Here is an 18,827-nt window from a genome sequence, read left to right on the forward strand (position 1 = left end):
AGGAGCCTCCCTATGTTCGATACAATTGAAAAAGCTATAGAACGGCTGCAGCAGGGAAAACTGGTCATTGTCTGTGATGATGAAGACCGTGAAAATGAAGGAGACTTAATCGGACTCGCAGAACATGTGACACCGGAAATGATTAATTTTATGATCACTCGAGGCAGAGGCCTTGTTTGTACACCGATCACCGGAGGGTTAGCGGAAAAGCTTGAGCTGCTGCCGATGGTGAACAATAACAGCGACCCGCACGGTACTGCTTTCACTGTAAGCATTGATCATAAAAAATCAACGACAGGGATTTCAGCAGATGAACGGGCCATGACCATTAAAGAACTGCTGAACCCAGAAGTAAAACCAGAGGATTTTCAAAAACCAGGCCATATCTTCCCGCTGATTGCTAAAGAAGGCGGAGTGCTCAGAAGAGCCGGCCATACAGAAGCAGCAGTAGACCTTGCTGTACTAGCGGGAGCTAAGCCGGCTGGAGTAATTTGTGAAATCATTAAGGATGACGGTACGATGGCACGTGTGCCTGATTTACGGGAAATGGCTGATGAATTTGATATTCCTATGATTACTATCGCTGATCTAATTCAGCACCGTCACCGGCACGAAGATCATGTAAAACGCGAAGTGGAAATCAAGCTTCCGACAGAATACGGAGACTTCCGTGCTGTAGCATACAGCAATGATATTGATAATAAAGAACACATTGCTTTAATTAAAGGTGAAGTGAAACAAGGAGAGCCTACTCTCGTACGTGTTCACTCCGAATGCCTCACAGGAGATGTGTTTGGATCTTACCGCTGTGACTGTGGGCCGCAGCTTCACAACGCATTACGTCAGATTTCAGAGAACGGACATGGTGTGCTGCTTTATATGCGTCAGGAAGGCAGAGGCATTGGACTTCTGAATAAAATGTTTGCCTATAAGCTGCAGGAGGAAGGGTTAGATACAGTAGAAGCTAATGAAAAACTGGGCTTTGGCCCTGACCTGCGGGATTATGGAGTCGGTGCTCAGATCTTACGAGAACTCGGTATCTCCAAAATCAAGCTGCTGACCAACAATCCGAAAAAAATTTCAGGACTAAGCGGCTACGGCCTCGAAGTCGTCGAACGAGTTCCAATTGAAATGCCATCACGAAAAGAAAACGAACTCTACCTCAAAACAAAACAATCCAAAATGGGCCACCTCTTTCATTATTAGGTAGAAAAGTGGAGAGGGGCCGTTTAGGCCTGAAACGCATAAGCAAAACCATGTAGTTGCGGTTTATGCCACGCAATGGGTTTGCTTATGACGCGAAGGCCTGCCCCTCGGAACTGGCCAGTAGAAAAGCGGAAGTGGCCTGGTAGACACGACACGCATAAGCAAAACAGAAAGATTGAACGACAAGAAGGAAATTTAAAAAGATGAAAAAATTAAAGGAGCGAATAAATTATGGTAAAAAAGCTGGAAGGTAACTTAGTAGGCAGCGGATTAAAAGTAGGGATCGTTGTCGGGCGATTCAACGACTTTATTACAGGACGTCTTTATGAAGGGGCAGTAGATGCTCTAAAACGACACGGAGTAGATTTAGATGATGTGGAAGCGGCCTATGTGCCGGGAGCTTACGAAATTCCTATGGTTGCCGGTAAAATGGCAAACTCAGGAAAGTATGATGCTGTGATTACGCTAGGAGCCGTTATTCGCGGATCTACTCCTCACTTTGATTATGTATGTGGAGAGGCGGCCAAAGGAATTTCTCAGGCTTCCATTCAGAGCGGTGTTCCTGTAATCTTTGGTGTAATTACAACTGATACAATTGAACAGGCTATTGAACGTGCAGGTACAAAAGCTGGAAACAAAGGCTGGGAAGCAGCGACAGCAGCGATTGAAATGGCTAACTTAAACCGCCAGTTTGAAGTTTAAGATTAGTTTCAGTTCGGGCCTGCAACTGAACATGTGTAAAATCCTCTAAGCTGACTTAGGGGGTTTTTCATATGTGATTTGATTAGACCCCTTTAAAGTAGGGTATTTTTAATAGGTGAAACCAATTTGTTTTCATACTAGATAGGCAATATGTTTTAGTGAGAGTTGTTTTCGGAAAGCGCTATGATCAAAAAACAACCCCGCTGTATGCTCGGGAAATTGAATTACATAGCTTTACTGGTTTCTTATTCTGACAAGAACTTTATATGAGCCCCAAAAATGACAGAAGAAGCTCAAATGAAACGATTGAAACATTTGAAGTAGTAAATGATTGAATAGGAGGAATAACGATGACAACACATCAGCATAATTTAGAGAAATATGCCACATTAGCTTTGAAAAAAGGAGTGAACCTGCAAAGGGAGCAGGGGCTGCTTATTAACGCTCCTGTAGAAGCGGCAGATTTTGTCCGTATTATTACTGCGAAAGCTTACGGAATGGGAGTAAAGAATGTTCACATTGAGTGGAATGATGAAATGGTAAGCTATATGAAGATGAAAAATGCGCCGCTCAGTGTTTTGGAAGATTTCCCTAAATGGAAAGTTGATGCACTGGAAGGAATGGCGAAGGATGGGTACTCCATTCTAACCGTTTATGGGCCGAACCCGGATTTATTAAAGGGCGTAAACCCTGAAAGAATCTCAAAAGCAACGAAAGCGAGCGGTGAAGCTCTAAGCAGCTACCGTGATTATTTGATGAATGATAAAGTAACATGGTCTATCGTCGCCTATCCTCAAGAAGCTTGGGCAAAAAAAGTGTTTCCAGAAGAATCGGCGGAAAAAGCGATAGAGAAGTTGTGGGAGCAGATTTTTAAAATTACCAGAGTAGATCAGGACGATCCTGTAGAAGCCTGGGAAAAGCATAACGAAACACTGAGAAAAGCACGAGAGTTTTTAAATCAGAAACAGTATAAGCGTTTGCATTATAAAGCTCCGGGCACTGACTTGACAGTTGGTCTTGTGGAAGATCATATCTGGCATGGAGGCTCTACTAAATCAGAGAAAGGGGTAGAGTTCAACCCCAATATGCCGACAGAAGAGGTCTTTACTATGCCGCATAAATACGGAGTACAAGGTACGGTTAGCAGCACAAAGCCCCTGAGTTATGGCGGAAACTTGATTGAGAACTTTACGCTTACTTTTGAAAATGGGAAAGTCGTCGATTACTCTGCAGAATCCGGAGAGGAAACCTTGAAGCACCTTCTTCAATCGGACGACGGAGCTAAGCGTCTTGGTGAAGTAGCTCTTGTCCCTAATGAGTCACCTGTATCCAAATCCGGTCACATCTTCTTCAACACGCTGTATGATGAAAATGCTTCCTGTCACTTAGCATTAGGAAAAGCTTATCCGACAAATGTAAAAGGTGGATCCACGATGAGTAAGGAGCAGATGGATCAACATGGAGTGAATGATAGTATCGTACATGAAGACTTTATGATGGGATCAGCAGAGCTCGACATAGATGGCGAGACAAAAGAAGGAGAGTTCGAACCTATTTTCCGAAAAGGACAGTGGGCGGTTGAATTTGAATAAAGGAAGGACAAGCGGGCTTCTAAGCCCGCTTTTTTTATGAGCGGGTTGCAATAGATTAGAGTACAGGGATTGTAGAAATGGGGTGTAAATTAATTCTGTTTTGTTACAGTTTTGACATCTTCGTTACGGTTTATTTAAATCATGATGAAAAAAGAGTATTTATCATTTCAAATATGTTAAAAAAAGAGAGGACAGGTTTTAAATAATATAAAAGTGAGTAAATATAAAGTATAGAAAATTAGAGGGTGAAGATGAATGAAGCGGGATGCTATATTTGACAACGCAAAAGTTTTACTTATTTTTCTTGTAGTTTTCGGTCATATGATTCAGCCGACGATTAGTGGCTCAGATGGAATGAATACTTTATATATGTGGATTTATACCTTTCACATGCCAGCGTTTATTTTTTTAGCCGGCTTCTTTGCGAAAGGTTCAGGAAACAAAAACTATATCTTAAAGCTGGCAAAAAAACTGATTTTGCCTTACCTTATTTTTCAAACGATTTATACTTTGTTTTTTCTGTTTATCGGAAAATCTGAATGGCTGAATGCGCCATTTACACCTCATTGGTCGCTATGGTTCTTATTCAGTTTATTCTGCTGGCACATACTGCTAGTGATATTTAAGAAAATCCCTGCATTACTTGGAATTACTCTATCCATCGCAATTGGGGTAGGTGTAGGTTATTTCGGAAATATCGGACATGAATTCAGCTTATCAAGAACTTTCGTGTTCTTCCCATTCTTCCTGATCGGCTACTGGCTGACAAAGGAACAGGTGAAAAGCTGGAGACGGCCGGCAATCCGAATCGCAAGCGTTGGCATTATGACGGCTGTTGCTGTATTTATTGCGTTTGCTCCTGAATTTGATTCCGGATGGCTGCTTGGCTCTAAATCATATGAGACGCTTGGTGCGCCGGAACTTGGCGGTATTTACCGATTTGGTGTATATCTAGTAGCCTTGCTTATGAGCATGAGCCTGATGTCACTGATGCCTAACAAGCATTACAGCCTTACTGAATTAGGCGGTCAGACGCTTTATGTATACCTCCTCCATGGATTTATTGTTCAACTGCTTCGTCAGATGGAATGGGTACAGGTTAATAATGTATTTGATGTAGCGGCGTATGCCATACTATCAGCCTTAATCGTTTACCTGCTATCTACAGGTACGATTCGAACATTTACACAGCCAATTATTGAAGGACGATTCCAACTTCTTAGAAAACAGTGGACTCAAGTTAATAACGATCACTATCGCACGAATTAATAAAGGAATAAATTGGACAAAAATACCTCCCTTTACGGTTAAAATTTCCTCCTTGTGGGAAAATACCAAACAGAAGGGAGGTATTTTTTTTATGAAAAAAATACTTATGGTTGTGACAAATGCAGAGAAATTGAATGAAAAGGATACGGGCCTCTGGCTATCAGAGTTTGTTGAACCTTCTACAGAATGGAAGGACTCAGGCTACGAAGTCACGGCAGCCAGTATTAAGGGCGGTAAAATACCAATTGATCCTAACAGTTATACTAATGAACTCCCCGATGTGTGGGACGGGGTAATGGAGCCGATCAACGATACGAAAAAGCTGTCAGACATCAATCCGGAGAACTATGATGCCGTATTCTTTTGTGGAGGACATGGTGCGGCCGTCGATTTCCCAAACAATAAAGAAATTGAGTCCCTTCTTAACCATTTTTCAAAAAATAACAAGCTGATAGGGTCCATCTGCCACGGACCAGCGGCTTTTGTTGGAACGAAAAGGGAAGACGGCCAATCCTTTGTAAAAAATGTTAAACTGACTGGATTTTCAAATGAAGAAGAAAAAGCAGTCGAGATGGAACAAGCTGTTCCATTTCTGTTAGAGAACGAATTGAAGGAAGCGGGAGCCGAATACGAAGCCAAAGGACCAGAAGAAAGCTATGTAGTTGTCGACGGCCAATTCGTTACAGGCCAAAACCACCGTTCCACTTATGAGATCGCCCAGGTTTTCAAAGACCAGTTAGAAAAAGCCTAACAAAAGCCGCTCCCGTTTAAGGAGCGGCTTTTGTCTTTCAAAACGCTGGGATTTCACTCGGTTCTTATGCTCTCGAGAAGGCTTTTTTTGATTCTCACTTAAACGGCGGGAAAAGAGTTCCGTTTACATTTGATATAGAAAACCGGGCCAGGGGAAACAACTCGCTTTCCATGGGCGAACGGTGAGCTTCCTCGGGCTTTGCCTTCCGGGATTTCCTCTGTTCTTTATTTCCAAGGAAGCTTCTTTAATACTCAATTAAAGGGAAAGAGAGTTCCGTTTACTATGTATTAGAAAACCGGGCCAGGGGAAAGACTCGCTTTCCATGGGCGAACGGTGAGCTTCCTCGGGCTTTGCTTCCAGGATTTCCTCTGTTCTTTATTTCCAAGGAAGCTTCTTTAATACTCAATTAAAGGGAAAGAGAGTTCCGTTTACTATGTATTAGAAAACCGGGCCTGGGGAAAGACTCGCTTTCCATGGGCGAACGGTGAGCTTCCTCGGGCTTTTAGCCCTCCGGGATCTCACCCTGTTCTCTTCTCCCATAGGAGTCTCGCCGTTTCCCCTGGCCCTTTATGTTTTTTAGAGTAACTTAACCTTAACATAACAGGACAAAGGTAGAGGTTTTTCTCCCAAATATAGTGTTCCGTTTCCGCTATTAGTGATAATGCGGCTGGGAAATGGCGAGACTCCTGCAGGAAGAAGAGCCAAGGTGAGATCCGCGAGTGCAACGAGCTAGCTCACCGGCTCCCCGCGGAAAGCGAGTCATTTCCAAGCCGCTTTTCTCCAACTACAGGAAACGGGACGTTCTTTTATTCCCTTCTCAGAAAAGAGGAAAGAAAGAGAGCCATGAGTACAACAATCTAGCTCACGGCTCCCACAGAAAGCGAGCTAATTCCCAGCCTCGTTTCTCACAACGAGATAAACGGAACAGTTCTTCTCCAATAGTGTATCCTATACGGAATTTAATCTAATCTGTTATCTAATCCAACATAATAAAAAGCCGTCCCTGTATAGGAACGGCTGTAATTATAAACTATTAAAAAATAATATGTGCGATTAAAGCAATAACCGGCAAGGTAATAATCGTACGCAGCAAGAAGATAATGAAAAGATCCTTCAGTCCAACAGGTACCTTTGAACCAAGCAGCAAGCCACCGACTTCTGACATATAAATCAACTGTGTAACGGAAAGAGAGGCAATGACGAAACGCGTCATTTCACTTTCAATACCTGAACCGATAATAGCAGGAAGGAACATGTCCGCAAAGCCGACTAAAATCGTTTCAGAAGCTTCCTGTGCGTATGGAATCTGCAAAAGCTCCAGAATCGGGATAAACGGATAACCAAGCCAGGTAAATACCGGGGTATATTCAGCAATTACTAAAGCAATCGTACCGAGAGCCATAACAATCGGCGCAACACCCATCCACATATCGAGAATATTCTTTCCGCCATCTTTGAAGAATTTGACTGGCCCGCTGGATTTGCTTCCCCGATCAACGGCTTGAGCATATGCGTAAGTAAAAGCATTATGCTGTTCTGGAACGGTTTCCTCTATAGCAGCCGCTTCTTCTGTAACATACGTATTTGCTTTTCTTGATAGCGGCGGAATACGCGGCATAATCAAAGCGGCTATGAGGCCAGCAATTGCTACTGTAATATAGAAAGGAATAAACAGATGGCCAAGTCCGACTTCTGAAATAACGACTAAGCTGAAAGTTATGGAAACGATGGAAAAGGTTGTACCGATTACAGCTGCTTCACGTTTCGTGTAATAACCTTCTTCATACTGTTTACTTGTCAGCAGGACTCCGATGGTGCCGTCGCCGAGCCAGGAAGCCAAAGCGTCGATAGAAGATCTTCCCGGAAGGCGGAATAACGGGCGCATGATTTTCGTAAGAAGTACGCCAAACATTTCAAGTAAACCGAAATTAAGAAGAAGGGGAAGAAATAATCCCGCAAAAAGAAATACAGCAAATAGGACATGGAGAAGGCTGTCCAGCAGCAATCCGCCTGTATCTTCAGAAATAATTGCTTCAGGGCCTATTTGAAAGTAAACCATAACGGCAAAAATTGCCCCTAAAATTCTTGTAATGACCCATACGGCAGGAACATTAAAAAGAGACTTGAAAAAAGGGGTCTCATCCAGCTTATCAGGACCGACAAATTTGACGGCCAATGTAAGAATTGCAGTAAGCAATATAATAAACATCATAATAAGAGATAAGTAGTCCACGAGAACTTCCTGAACCCATGTTGCTAGAATAGCTATTAAAATTGTGACACTTTCTGAACCTGAATCATAGAAAGGGACCATGAAGAGTAGTATCCCGAGTAATGATGGTATGATAAATTTCAAATGAGAAGAAGCTTTATAATCACTTGCTTTCATAAAATAGTGCTCTCCCGTCTAATGTAAAGAATAATTATACAGCATTTTTAATTTTAATACGATTTTAATAAAATGCCAATAGAAAATATTGCCTTTATCATTATTCGCTGAAAATGAGGAAAATCCTTTAAATTTTTGTAAACCTTTTCAGGATTTTGTCGACAGGAGATCCGTAGGTTTCTCCAAAAAGATTTAGATGGACGAGCAAGTAAAAAAGCTGGTAGAGGGGACGCAGCTCTTTATATTCAGAAGGAAGTGGTGTAACTTCCTGATAGGACTTGTAAAAATCGTCAGGAAATCCGCCGAACAACTCTGTAAATGCAAGTTCAAAACAAGGGTCTCCGTATAAAACGGACGGATCTATTAAGTAAGGCTCTCCGTGACTTCCCGTAATATAGTTTCCACCCCATAAATCGCCGTGAAGCAGCGAAGAGGAAGGAGTTTCTGGAATAAACCGATCGAGGTTTTCCAAGAGCCATTCCAGGTTTCGCTGTCTAGAAAGAGGGAGGGTGTCTTTTTTAACACCTATGGTTAGCTGTTCTTTTAGCCGGCAGTCGCGATAATATTCAAGCCAAGTGTTTTTCCATACATTAGGCTGATCGAGTTTTCCTACGAATGTAGGGTGGCCGAAGCCGTAATTTTCAGCTTGATGTGTATGCATCTGGGCTAATTTTCTACCAAGGACTTCACCTGTATGGGCTTCTGGTGTCCCGTCGATCCACTCCAGGACAAGCAGTGCTGTTTCTCCTTGTTTCGGTTCGTCATAATAGTAAACATCGGGAACAGCTATCGTTTTTGTTTCTTCTATTAACCTTAAGCCTTCTGCTTCGGCCTTAAAAAAGTGAGAGGGTACGTTCCTGTTTCCTTTTATAAAATATTCGCGCTCTGCAGTCGCGACATAAAAAGCCTGGTTAATATCTCCACCGCTGATTTGATGAATGTCTTTTACGGGGGAGGAATCACCCAGATATTTTAAAACCCGTTCAATATCCTGCCTCATAATTCCCGCTCCTTTCATTTAGTGATAAAGCCCAGGCTGGGAAGTTAATTCTTTCTGAAAAGCGTGGACGGTATGGATTTCCTCAAATCCACACTGCTTGTAAAGCTGTTCTGCCCGCTCATTATGGATACGCACGGATATCGTTACAGCTTTTAAGTCAAATACGTAAAAGGCGTATTGAAGGGCATGATCAATGAGAGAAGTACCGATTCCTTTGCTTTGAGTAGAAGGCTCTACATTTACGAAGCAGATTTCTCCTTCCTCTTGTGTAACACTTTCAAAGTATAAATAGCCCGCTAAAGAACCTTGTTCTTTAAAACCCCACAGTTTATTTCCTTCTTTTGTAGAAAGTTCGAGCATTTCATTCAGTGTATAGTAAGCAGCCGATGGATGAAGCTTGCTGAGAGCTGAATGATCATATTCCTGAATTTCTTCAATTGCTGTATTCTTTTCATGTGATGGAGAATAATCGATGGAGTGAATAGCCAGTGTTTTTTCAGTGTTATATTTTTCGAAATTATGCCTTTTTGTAAAAGCCAGAAGCTCTTCATTAGCTTCAAAACAAGCTACTTTTACATATTCAAAGTGCAGCTGCATCGTAAGATATGCCTTATCCCAAAGACTTTCAATTACATCTTCGCCTTTTTTTGTAGAAAACGGACCGAGCAGGCGGCACAGCTTTTGTTCAAAAAATGGGAGAATCCCGAGAAAGCCAATCACTTCATCTTCTTCCCAGGCTACATAAGCCAGCGGCTCCTGGAACTGAGTGAGTGTCCAAATCTGTTCAAATATTTCATTAGGATCGGATGCCTGCCAGGCAACGTAATGATGATCCTGTTCGTTCATTGTATGTAACCATTCAGCAACTGTATGGAGCTGTTTTACTTCAAGTTCGCGTATCTGCATCACAATCTCACCTTTCTTATCTTTACTTCGAGCATGACATAAGAGGGAAGGGGAGTAAAGATGATCATTAGAAAAACCAACCAGTGCGGGAACTGGTTGGTTTTTCAGTTAATGATTATCTGTGCCCGTGGCCCTTGTCATGATCCTTGCCTTTACCTTTTCCGTGATCTTTATCATGCCCCTTGCCTTTGCCAGGATGGTCCTTATGTTTACCTTTTCCTTTGCCAGGATGATCTTTGCCATGTCCTTTATCTTTAAATTTTATTTCATATTCAAAAGGGACTGGGTTCAATTCATCCTGTGGAGCTGCATAATAGGTGGTCATATATGTTTTGCCAGGACGGAAGGCTTTTTTAATATTTAATGCATCCTCTTGAGTTACATTAAATGGATCAACTTCGATTACCTCGTGTTTGCCGCCTGGGTTTTCTTTAATAAAAGTCACACCATAATTTACGTAGTTTTCCTTCAGTTCATTTTCGTTTACGAAGTCCTCCTGGATGTCATTATTCCCGTTATAAGAAATTCCTGCTTCAGGAACAGCAATGTCTTTAATGAACCAGCCAGCATCGTTGTAACCCCAGTCTGTTAAGTAACGGAAAGAAACAAGAATTTCTTCGCCTGTATACTCACTTAGATCAAATGATTCATTCACATAACCATCTGTATAACCTGTAAAACCGGGAACATTTTCCTTAATCTTAGGATAGCCTTGTTCGACTACATCGGAGCGGGTATTTTCATTCTCAAGAGAGGTCCATGTATCTCCATTATCCGTAGAAACTTGAACCATTCCGAAGTCCCACTGCTCTTCAATATCTAAGTAATGATTAAATGTGAGGGTAGCTGTATTTAAATTTGTCAGGTCTGCTTCGAAGATGAGCTTGTTGTCAGCTTCGTCTCCTTCACCGCCCCATAAGACCTGATCGCCGCTTCCAAGTGGATCTTCTGTTGTTTCCCACTGAATAGGCATAAAGTCAATTCCGTTGAATGTAAAGTCTTTTACTTTTTGACCAGGCTCAATGTTAAATTCTTTAAAATCAGTACCCCAGGCAGGGACACCGTCTTTCTCGTATTCTTTGGCTTTTTCAAAATTCACCGTCATGCCGCGCTTCTGGCCATCTTCCACCGGCAGATCCCGCAGGTCGATGTTCTCAAAACCGTAGATGCCGCCTTTGTATTTAGTATCATCTAATACAAGAGCTGAAGTGAAATCTTGGTATACGTCATTAAAGGTTACATCGATGCCAAAATCTTTAAAAGCTTTTTCGTAGCTTTCGATACTGTTTAATTCACTTGTTGCTACATCACGGATAAATTCCTGTCCAAATCTTTCATAGTTATAGAGAGTGAATAGCTGGACTAATCCATAGTCTGCAATAGTTTCCGGTCCTGTTTCTGCACCTACATGCTCATCCCAGCTTGTGAGGGAGTTCTCTGGATGATCAAGCAGGAAGTTAATAGATCCGCTATCAAGACCATAGCCGCCTAAATACTCAGAGAATGTCGACATTCCTTCATTCAGCCATGAAGTTTCGTCACTGTCATTATCAGAGTGAATTAAATGCTGGAGTTCATGAATGGTTGTCCCAAAAAATGTATTTTCCAGACGAGTATCCCAATCACGGGAATCAATCGTAATCATATTACGGTCTGTATAATTCTCAAGAGTCTGCCAGAAGAAACCGGCTACGAAGAATGGATATTCCGGATCATAGTAGTTGTCGTCTTTTACGTTATCTACCATAAGAAGAACTTTATCCCCGTCTCCTTCATAATAGCCTTCTGGAACTATACCTAAGTCTTCCAATTCAGCGTTTGACCCATCCAGGCTGTCAGGACTGCCAAAGAAGTCTGTAGCAACAGGATACATGTTGCTGTCAAATTCAGCTGTTAGTGTATCCACCTGCTCTTGTGTAATTTCGTGAGCGGGACGTTCATCTTCTTCGGGGAAGGATAAATCATCAGCGACCCATACTTCTACATGTTCTCCTACACTTCGTAATGTGAAATCCTTGAACTCAAGGTCACGGTTAAGGAAAGATTTTGTTCCTCCATCATATGTAAAGTTACTGTCAGAACTTTCATTCTGGGCTGAAAGTTCTTCTTCATCGAATTCGTTGCTTTTTGCCTCTTTTTCAACTTTTTGATTGGCCTCTTTTTTGAAGCCAGGCTCCTCAGATTGCTTTTTCAATTGACCATCAATATCAATACGATCGCCATACCGCTCTGCATTCCAGTCTTTATATTCCGTTTCTGCACTGACACTGACAGCGGCTGGAGAAAACATCGATAGTGCTAATGCACCAACTGAAAGCAATGCCGTCACTTTTTTCTTCATGTCCATATACCCCTCCTGTAATTTATTTCGAAACCCGCAATATTAATTATAAGACTTAAGAATGAAATATTCAAAATATTTAGAATAGTAATTTGGAAGGATTTTTAATTAATAAAGTTCTTTAGTTCGTCATACTTTTATCCTTCTAATAGGTAAAAATATCTATTTTTTCCATAAAATTCGACAAAAACTAAGTGTTGGTTATCAAAAGGTTTAAGGGGGAAGTCATAAGGAAATTGTATAAATAATCTAAAAATTCAAGCTGAAGAGGAGGGGATGAGATGGTTCAGCGAGCCAAATACATACCCATTTACCGTGTAACAACGATCGTGTGGATGTCGCTGAAATTCCTCATCCAAATCTTTTGGTTTAAACATACACATAGAATTTGGGACCAGGAAACAAAACAGAAATGGGAAAGGCTGCTGGCAAAGCAGGCAGAGGAATACCGCAGAAAAGCTATAAAACTGGGGGGACTGCTGATTAAGTTCGGGCAGTTTTTAAGCTCAAGAGGGGATCTGCTCCCCCGTTCGTTTATACGTGAGCTTGAGGGGCTTGTTGATCGTGTCGAACCTGTCCCTTTTAAATATTCCAAAAAAACGATGGAAAGAGATTGGAGCCTTACACTTGAGGAAGTATTTCAGAGCATTGATGAAAAGCCGGTTGCTTCTGCTTCGATTGGAGAAGTATATAAAGCCATTCTCCTCGATGGAACTCCTGTCGCTGTAAAGGTACAGAGATATCGGGTACGTGAAATTTTTCAAATGGACTTTAAAGCTCTTAAAATTGTGTTCTTTATTTTGTCTAAGTTTACTAGGTATGGAAAGAAGGCAGATTTACCAGCACTTTATCGTGAAGTAGTGGCTGTGATTACGAATGAATTGGATTTTACAACGGAACTTGCGAACGGCAATCACTTCAGGAAAAAGCTGCATGATTTTGAAAAAGTTTATATTCCAGAATACTACAGCGGTTTATCAACAAAACGAATTTTAGTGATGGAGTGGATCGAAGGATCGAAAGTTACAGACATCAACTTCATGCAACGTCATCAGATTGATCGTAAAGCTACAGCCAAGCTATTGTTTGATCTATCTGTTGAACAATTTATGTTTGCAGGGATGTTTCATGCAGATCCGCATCCAGGGAATCTTATGTTAAAAGCTGATGGTACAATTGTTCTGCTTGATTTCGGTATGGTTGGTGAAATCAAGCAGCGCGATGCAACTTCCCTTCGCTTAATGGTTCAGGGATTTATTCTTGATGATTATGACCGTGTAATTGACGCTCTCTGGGAAATGGAATTCCTGCTTCCAAATGCGGACACGGAGCAGATCAAAAAGCTGATTAAGCAAACAACAGATATGTATTTAGATGGAAATTTCGATAAGCTTGATGCTCATCTTATGACTGACATATTGAGTGATATTCAGGAGTTCGTAAAAGAACAGCCAATCCAGCTGCCGGCCGACTATGCTTTTTTAGGCAGAGCTTCATCGATCATTGTTGGTGTCCTTACTTCTGTTTATCCTCAGATTGACTTAGTTGAGTGGGGGAGGCCTGTAATTAAAAAATGGATGACGGGTGAGGATTCGAGCTTTTCACTATATAAACAAGTCGCAAAGGATACGGTTAAACCATTGATGTCGCTTCCCCGGGCGCTTATCGAGTATTTAGAAGACGGTGATAAAGAAAGAGAGTGGAAGACAGAAATCCATCAGCAAAAGCTTTTTCATCAGTTTTATCTATTTTATTCCTTGATCTCTTTTATGCTTCTCATAGGAGGGATTGGGGTCACCCTTTATTTAGATCAAACGGACTGGCGGTCTTATCTTCCAATAGGCTGGACCGCTGTGGTTGTTGGAGCCGTGACTTTTATCCTTATCAGTATCCGTCACTTTCTTTTAATAAAAAGGATTAGAAGATAAGAAGGAGGAATTTATAATGGCTAATTTATTGCGAAAAGGTTTTTACTTAGGGCTTGGAGCGGCAATCAGCGGAAAAGAAAAGGTTGAGAAAGGTCTTAGTGATATGGTGCGAAAAGGAGAAGTCTCCCCAACAGAAGCCAGAGAAATATTAAATGACTGGGCGGAAAAGGGCGAGCAGAAAAACAACGATTGGAATGAACAGGCTCAGTCCCGTATTCAAACACAGCTGAAAAACTTAGGTTTTGTCACACGGGAGGAATATGAACGGCTGGAAGCCAGGCTGGAGCGACTGGAAAAAATTCAGAATCAGCAAAAGGAGAGTTTATGAAGGTAGTTTGGAGAGAACCAAGCCTGGAAAAAGACTTATTTTCCATAAGCGAATCGCTCGTTTCCCGGCAAAAGACTTTTGGAATCGCATCCTTGTTTGTGCTTAGATGATTCTCAAAATATGTGAATTCTGTTCCGTTTACTTAATGGAGAGAACCGGGCCTGGGGGAACAACTCGCTTTCCATGGGCGAACGATGAGTTTCCTCGGGCTTTAGCCCTCCGGGATCTCACCCTTGTTCTTTACTCCCCTAAAGGCTTCTTAGATTAAAGAGAATTCTGTTCCGTTTACCTGAATATGGAGAACCGGGCCTTGGGAAAGACTCGCTTTCCATGGGCGAACGGTGAGCTTCCTCGGGCTTTTCGCCCTCCGGGATCTCACCCTGTTCTATCCTCCCATAGGAGTCTCGCCGTTTCCCCAGGCCCTTTATGTTTTGTAGAGTAACGGAACATTGGATTAGAGAAGCCTAATTCCTTTAAAGCGGTTTCTGAAACTCCAGCGTTCCGTTTATATAACTAATGATAAAGAGGCTGGGAAATGACGAGACTCCTGCAGGGAGAAAGAGCCAAGGTGAGATCCGCGAGTGTAACGAGCTAGCTCATCGGCTCCCCGCGGAAAGCGAGTTATTTCCCAGCCGCTTTTCTCTTACTACAGATAACGGAACAGCTTTTTCCTTCCTCAATAATTTAGACAAATGAATGGCGAGACTGCTGCAGGGAGAAGAGCCAAGGTGAGATCCGCGAGTGCAATGAGCTAGCTCACCGGCTCCCCGCGGAAAGCGAGTTATTTCCCAGCCGCTTTTCTCTTACTACAGATAACGGAACAGCCTTTTCCTTCCTCAATAATTTAGACAAATGAATGGCGAGACTGCTGCAGGGAGAAGAGCCAAGGTGAGATCCGCGAGTGCAATGAGCTAGCTCGCCGGCTCCCTGCGGAAAGTGAGCTATTTCCCAGCCTCTTTAAACTTTTTCAATAAACGGAACAGCCATATGGCTTACAGATAAACTAAGGGGGATGATGAGACTCCACATTGTTTAAAACTTCACCTGAAGATCACCTGCCCAAGGTGATCTTTTTTTATACGGATATAACGTTTCATGGGAAGAACTTTAGGCAATAGGACAACTAACCTTTCAAATAGATAGTGAGGAGAATCCTATGAAAAAAATTTTCCTTTTATTAATAACTCTGCTGCCTCTGCTTTCCGGATGTAATTTAAGAGTGTTAGACCCCAAAAGTGATACTGCTGAAACGCTTTCCGATTTAATTTTCCTTAGTTTTGTCATTATGGTCGTCGTTTTGATTGTCGTTATGATCTTATTTGTTCGTTTTTTAACAAAGTATTTAATGAAACCGGAAACAGAAGGGAAAATCCCGAAAGACCGGAAAGAGAAAAAATGGGTGGAAATCACCTATACCATTTTGCCTTTTGTTCTGTTGGCTATCATAGCGGTGCCTACAGTAACGGCTACATACAATTTAACGGATAGAGCTGCTGAAGGAAAAAAAACCTCAGAAGATGCGATGGTTATAGATGTTATTGGAAAGCAGTTCTCTTGGAATTTCACTTATGAAAATGGAAAAGTTACGACGGACGAAGTTGTGCTTCCAAAAGACCAGCAAGTGGTGTTTGTGCTAAATTCTACGGACGTTATCCATTCGTTCTGGATTCCTAATTTGGCAGGTAAAATGGATGTTCGTCCTAATAAGGAAACGAGGTTATCGTTTACGCCGAGAGAATTTGGTACTTATCAGGGGACTTGTGCGGAATTCTGCGGAACTGAACATACCAAAATGAGATTTACAACGGAGGTAGTTTCACCGGAAGAGTTTGAAGCATGGGTTAGTGAAGATAACTAATGAAATGAGGTGCCGTTTATGAATCTCCCTTTTGGTGATATACCTTCAGATGTTATAGCAACATGGATTCTTATGGCCATTGTCGGCCCTTTATTATTATGGTGGGTAACAAAGAGGAGATATTGGCCGATTGTTCTTGAATATATAAGAACTACGGATAATAGAAAAATAGGAACGATGTATCTTCTTTTTGCCATTCTTTATTTTTTCCGGGGAGGCATGGATGCTTTATTTATAAGAACACAGCTGGCTGTGCCGAATAACGATTTTTGGGTCTTTCAATCGGATAAATATAATGAGGTTTTTACTACACATGGAACCGTTATGATCTTTTTCGTCGCTATGCCGCTGCTGATTGGCTTGATGAACATCGGGGTTCCTTTACAGATTGGTGCCAATGATTTAGCTTTTCCTTATTTAAATTCGATCAGCTTCTGGTTATTTGCAGCGGGTGGAATTATATTTAACATGTCGTTCTTTTTTAATGCGGCCCCTAATGCTGGCTGGACGGCCTATACACCGCTTTCTACCGAGCAGTTTACACCGGGTCCTAACAATGATTTTTACATATTTGGATTACAGATATCAGGTCTTGGGACAATATTTACGGCTATAAATATGATTGTTACTATTTTGCGATTAAGAGCGCCGGGAATGAAGATGACAAGAATGCCTTTATTTTCATGGGCTACCTTAATGACCTCTTTTCTTATTTTCATTGCTTTCCCTGTATTGACCATAGCCCTGGTCTTGCTGATGTTTGACAGGTACTATGGCACAAGCTTCTTTTCAGGTGAGATGGGATCACCGGTTTATTGGCAGCACTTATTTTGGATTTTCGGCCATCCTGAAGTATACATTCTCATTCTTCCTGCTTTTGGGATTTTTTCAGATGTCATTTCTACGTTCTCGAGACAGCGTGTCTATGCCTACCGGTCGATGGTTATTGCGTTAGCTATTATAGGGCTATTAGGGTTTATGGTATGGGCCCACCATATGTTTACTGTCGGCATGGGTGCTTTAGCGAATACCATTTTTGCTATATCGACCATGTTAATTGCTGTACCTACAGGCATTAAAGTATTTAATTGGCTGTTTACGATGCGGCAGGGAGTCATTCAAATTAGAACTCCTATGCTGTTCTCGCTTGGGTTTATCCCTACCTTTGTGATGGGCGGCGTTACAGGAGTAATGCTGGCTTCTGCAGCCGCAAATTACCAGTACCATGATACTTACTTTGTAGTGGCTCATTTCCATTATGTCATGGTCGGCGGGACTATACTCGGAGTATTTGCCGGAATTTATTACTGGTATCCTAAAATAACCGGCAAGACTCTTGATGAAACTTTGGGCCGCTGGCATTTCTGGCTGTTTTTGATTGGTTTTCATCTAACCTTCTTACCTCAGCACTTTGCCGGACTTAACGGGATGAGAAGGCGTGTGTACACTTATACTTGGGAAGATGGTGTATTTATTTACAATTTCATTAGTTCAATCGGAGCATTTGTCATGGGGATTAGTATGTTGTTCTTTGTTTACAACATCTATAAGACTCATCGGTTTGGCCTGAAGGCGGGGAATGATCCCTGGAACGGACGAACGTTGGAATGGACCACTGCTTCTCCCGCTCCCGAACATCCCTTTCATCCTATACCTAAAGTTGAATCAATTGATGCCTACTGGTATAGAAAATTGGATGATGAAAAAGAAATGGAGCCTGCTGAAAACCCGCGGCCCTCGCCGATTTCCATCGAGACGTATCAGCCCTTCATACTGTCGATTGTTTTAATGGCCTTCTCTGTAGCATTTATTTATCACTGGGTATGGCTGCAAATCATCTTTGGCGCAGGGGCGCTGGCTTTCTTTATTCTCAGGTCTCTGACAGATGAACGGGCAAAAGCCTATCGTGAGGAGGAAGACAATGAGTGAGCATATATCTAACGAGCTTTTTAAAGATAAGCGGTTTGGCTTCTTTCTCTATCTTGTTGTAGAAGCTGTTATGTTTCTGACTCTTTTCGCTACCTATTTTATTTTTACTCCTCCCGCTGAAGGAGCCCAGCCTTCTGATGTTTTTGAATGGCAAATGGTTGTACTGACTTCTGCTTTTTTGCTCTCAAGCAGCGGAACTTTACTGATTGCAGAGAAGGGATTAGAAACCGGGAACAGGAAGAAGATTTGGACAGGGCTCATTATTACTTTTGTGCTGGGAGCCGTTTTCTTAGGACTGGAGATTTATGAATTTTACGAATATGCGCATTCGGGACATACGATTTCAGAAAATAATTTCCTGTCATCGTTTTATGTATTAGTCGGTCTTCATGCGTCCCACGTCGCCTTTGGTATAGGGTGGATGCTGCTGCTTATGGGACAGCTAAAAGCGAATCGTGTTCCAAAAGCGCTTTTTAAAGAAAAGCATAAGATTTTTAACTATTATTGGCACTTTGTCGATGTTATCTGGGTATTTATCATACTCATTGTTTACTTACCGTATATATTATAAGAAAAAGCTTGTAGAGAACTCATGTTTTCTACAAGCTTTTATTTTGTGAAATTTTAA

The 18,827-nt window shown here is 41.8% G+C and carries 14 protein-coding genes; 10 read left to right on the plus strand and 4 right to left on the minus strand.

The window, feature by feature from the left end; genetic code table 11:
- The first annotated feature begins 12 nt into the window (after positions 1–12).
- The 5 genes from B7E06_RS02950 (at position 13) to B7E06_RS02970 (ending at position 5,520) form a co-directional block, all read left to right on the plus strand.
- Positions 13–1,206, plus strand: coding sequence for a bifunctional 3,4-dihydroxy-2-butanone-4-phosphate synthase/GTP cyclohydrolase II (locus B7E06_RS02950; RefSeq protein WP_082232588.1), 1,194 nt, complete (start codon positions 13–15; stop codon positions 1,204–1,206).
- A gap of 231 nt (positions 1,207–1,437) precedes the next feature.
- On the plus strand, positions 1,438–1,908 hold the full coding sequence (ribH, locus tag B7E06_RS02955) for a 6,7-dimethyl-8-ribityllumazine synthase (RefSeq protein WP_082232589.1): 471 nt from the start codon (positions 1,438–1,440) through the stop codon (positions 1,906–1,908).
- Between the two features lie 350 nt (positions 1,909–2,258).
- On the plus strand, positions 2,259–3,500 hold the full coding sequence (locus B7E06_RS02960; RefSeq protein ID WP_082232590.1) for an aminopeptidase: 1,242 nt from the start codon (positions 2,259–2,261) through the stop codon (positions 3,498–3,500).
- 255 nt (positions 3,501–3,755) lie between these two features.
- Entirely contained in the window at positions 3,756–4,769 is a 1,014-nt protein-coding gene (locus B7E06_RS02965) for an acyltransferase family protein (protein ID WP_082232591.1), read from the plus strand.
- A 91-nt stretch (positions 4,770–4,860) separates the two neighbouring features.
- Positions 4,861–5,520 carry a type 1 glutamine amidotransferase domain-containing protein gene (locus B7E06_RS02970; RefSeq protein ID WP_082232592.1) on the plus strand — a complete coding sequence of 220 codons (660 nt, stop codon included), beginning with the start codon at positions 4,861–4,863 and terminating at the stop codon, positions 5,518–5,520.
- Between the two features lie 1,033 nt (positions 5,521–6,553).
- On the opposite strand, the gene B7E06_RS02975 is transcribed toward B7E06_RS02970, so the two are convergent.
- From B7E06_RS02975 to B7E06_RS02990, 4 genes are all read right to left on the minus strand, one after another.
- Positions 6,554–7,909 carry a YjiH family protein gene (locus tag B7E06_RS02975; protein WP_082232593.1) on the minus strand — a complete coding sequence of 452 codons (1,356 nt, stop codon included), beginning with the start codon at positions 7,907–7,909 and terminating at the stop codon, positions 6,554–6,556.
- 127 nt (positions 7,910–8,036) lie between these two features.
- The gene (locus B7E06_RS02980) at positions 8,037–8,909 is read right to left on the minus strand and encodes a fructosamine kinase family protein (protein ID WP_082232594.1); all 873 of its coding nucleotides are present in this window, start codon (positions 8,907–8,909) and stop codon (positions 8,037–8,039) included.
- Positions 8,910–8,927: 18 nt separating this feature from the next.
- Complete coding sequence (locus tag B7E06_RS02985; RefSeq protein ID WP_082232595.1) at positions 8,928–9,815, minus strand: GNAT family N-acetyltransferase; 888 nt, start codon at positions 9,813–9,815, stop codon at positions 8,928–8,930.
- A 115-nt stretch (positions 9,816–9,930) separates the two neighbouring features.
- Positions 9,931–12,156, minus strand: coding sequence for a M6 family metallopeptidase (locus tag B7E06_RS02990; protein WP_082235883.1), 2,226 nt, complete (start codon positions 12,154–12,156; stop codon positions 9,931–9,933).
- Positions 12,157–12,437: 281 nt separating this feature from the next.
- Here B7E06_RS02990 and B7E06_RS02995 point away from each other — a divergent pair, with 281 nt between their 5' ends.
- The 5 genes from B7E06_RS02995 (at position 12,438) to B7E06_RS03015 (ending at position 18,770) form a co-directional block, all read left to right on the plus strand.
- Entirely contained in the window at positions 12,438–14,084 is a 1,647-nt protein-coding gene (locus tag B7E06_RS02995) for an ABC1 kinase family protein (protein ID WP_082232596.1), read from the plus strand.
- Positions 14,085–14,100: 16 nt separating this feature from the next.
- Positions 14,101–14,412, plus strand: coding sequence for a phasin family protein (locus B7E06_RS03000; RefSeq protein WP_082232597.1), 312 nt, complete (start codon positions 14,101–14,103; stop codon positions 14,410–14,412).
- Positions 14,413–15,568: 1,156 nt separating this feature from the next.
- Positions 15,569–16,270 (plus strand): cytochrome c oxidase subunit II, encoded by a 702-nt coding sequence (gene coxB / locus B7E06_RS03005; protein WP_082232598.1) that lies wholly within the window; start codon positions 15,569–15,571, stop codon positions 16,268–16,270.
- A gap of 18 nt (positions 16,271–16,288) precedes the next feature.
- Positions 16,289–18,199: a cytochrome c oxidase subunit I gene (gene ctaD, locus B7E06_RS03010; protein WP_082232599.1), complete on the plus strand. Its 1,911-nt coding sequence runs from the start codon at positions 16,289–16,291 to the stop codon at positions 18,197–18,199.
- Entirely contained in the window at positions 18,192–18,770 is a 579-nt protein-coding gene (locus tag B7E06_RS03015; RefSeq protein WP_245807659.1) for a cytochrome c oxidase subunit 3, read from the plus strand. The genes ctaD and B7E06_RS03015 overlap by 8 nt, the downstream gene beginning before the upstream one ends.
- Positions 18,771–18,827: the final 57 nt, after the last annotated feature.

This window comes from Halobacillus massiliensis (genome assembly GCF_900166625.1).
GTDB classification, from domain to species: domain Bacteria; phylum Bacillota; class Bacilli; order Bacillales; family Halobacillaceae; genus Halobacillus_A; species Halobacillus_A massiliensis.

What these genes read in the sequence shown, in the direction of transcription:
- B7E06_RS03015 (WP_245807659.1), top strand. Translation starts at nt 18,192, where the DNA reads ATGAGTGAGCATATATCTAACGAGCTTTTTAAAGATAAGCGGTTTGGC.
- B7E06_RS02970 (WP_082232592.1), top strand. Translation starts at nt 4,861, where the DNA reads ATGAAAAAAATACTTATGGTTGTGACAAATGCAGAGAAATTGAATGAA.
- B7E06_RS02985 (WP_082232595.1), bottom strand. Translation starts at nt 9,815, where the DNA reads ATGCAGATACGCGAACTTGAAGTAAAACAGCTCCATACAGTTGCTGAA.
- B7E06_RS02995 (WP_082232596.1), top strand. Translation starts at nt 12,438, where the DNA reads ATGGTTCAGCGAGCCAAATACATACCCATTTACCGTGTAACAACGATC.
- coxB (WP_082232598.1), top strand. Translation starts at nt 15,569, where the DNA reads ATGAAAAAAATTTTCCTTTTATTAATAACTCTGCTGCCTCTGCTTTCC.
- B7E06_RS02975 (WP_082232593.1), bottom strand. Translation starts at nt 7,909, where the DNA reads ATGAAAGCAAGTGATTATAAAGCTTCTTCTCATTTGAAATTTATCATA.
- B7E06_RS02960 (WP_082232590.1), top strand. Translation starts at nt 2,259, where the DNA reads ATGACAACACATCAGCATAATTTAGAGAAATATGCCACATTAGCTTTG.
- ctaD (WP_082232599.1), top strand. Translation starts at nt 16,289, where the DNA reads ATGAATCTCCCTTTTGGTGATATACCTTCAGATGTTATAGCAACATGG.
- B7E06_RS03000 (WP_082232597.1), top strand. Translation starts at nt 14,101, where the DNA reads ATGGCTAATTTATTGCGAAAAGGTTTTTACTTAGGGCTTGGAGCGGCA.
- ribH (WP_082232589.1), top strand. Translation starts at nt 1,438, where the DNA reads ATGGTAAAAAAGCTGGAAGGTAACTTAGTAGGCAGCGGATTAAAAGTA.
- B7E06_RS02965 (WP_082232591.1), top strand. Translation starts at nt 3,756, where the DNA reads ATGAAGCGGGATGCTATATTTGACAACGCAAAAGTTTTACTTATTTTT.
- B7E06_RS02950 (WP_082232588.1), top strand. Translation starts at nt 13, where the DNA reads ATGTTCGATACAATTGAAAAAGCTATAGAACGGCTGCAGCAGGGAAAA.
- B7E06_RS02980 (WP_082232594.1), bottom strand. Translation starts at nt 8,909, where the DNA reads ATGAGGCAGGATATTGAACGGGTTTTAAAATATCTGGGTGATTCCTCC.
- B7E06_RS02990 (WP_082235883.1), bottom strand. Translation starts at nt 12,156, where the DNA reads ATGAAGAAAAAAGTGACGGCATTGCTTTCAGTTGGTGCATTAGCACTA.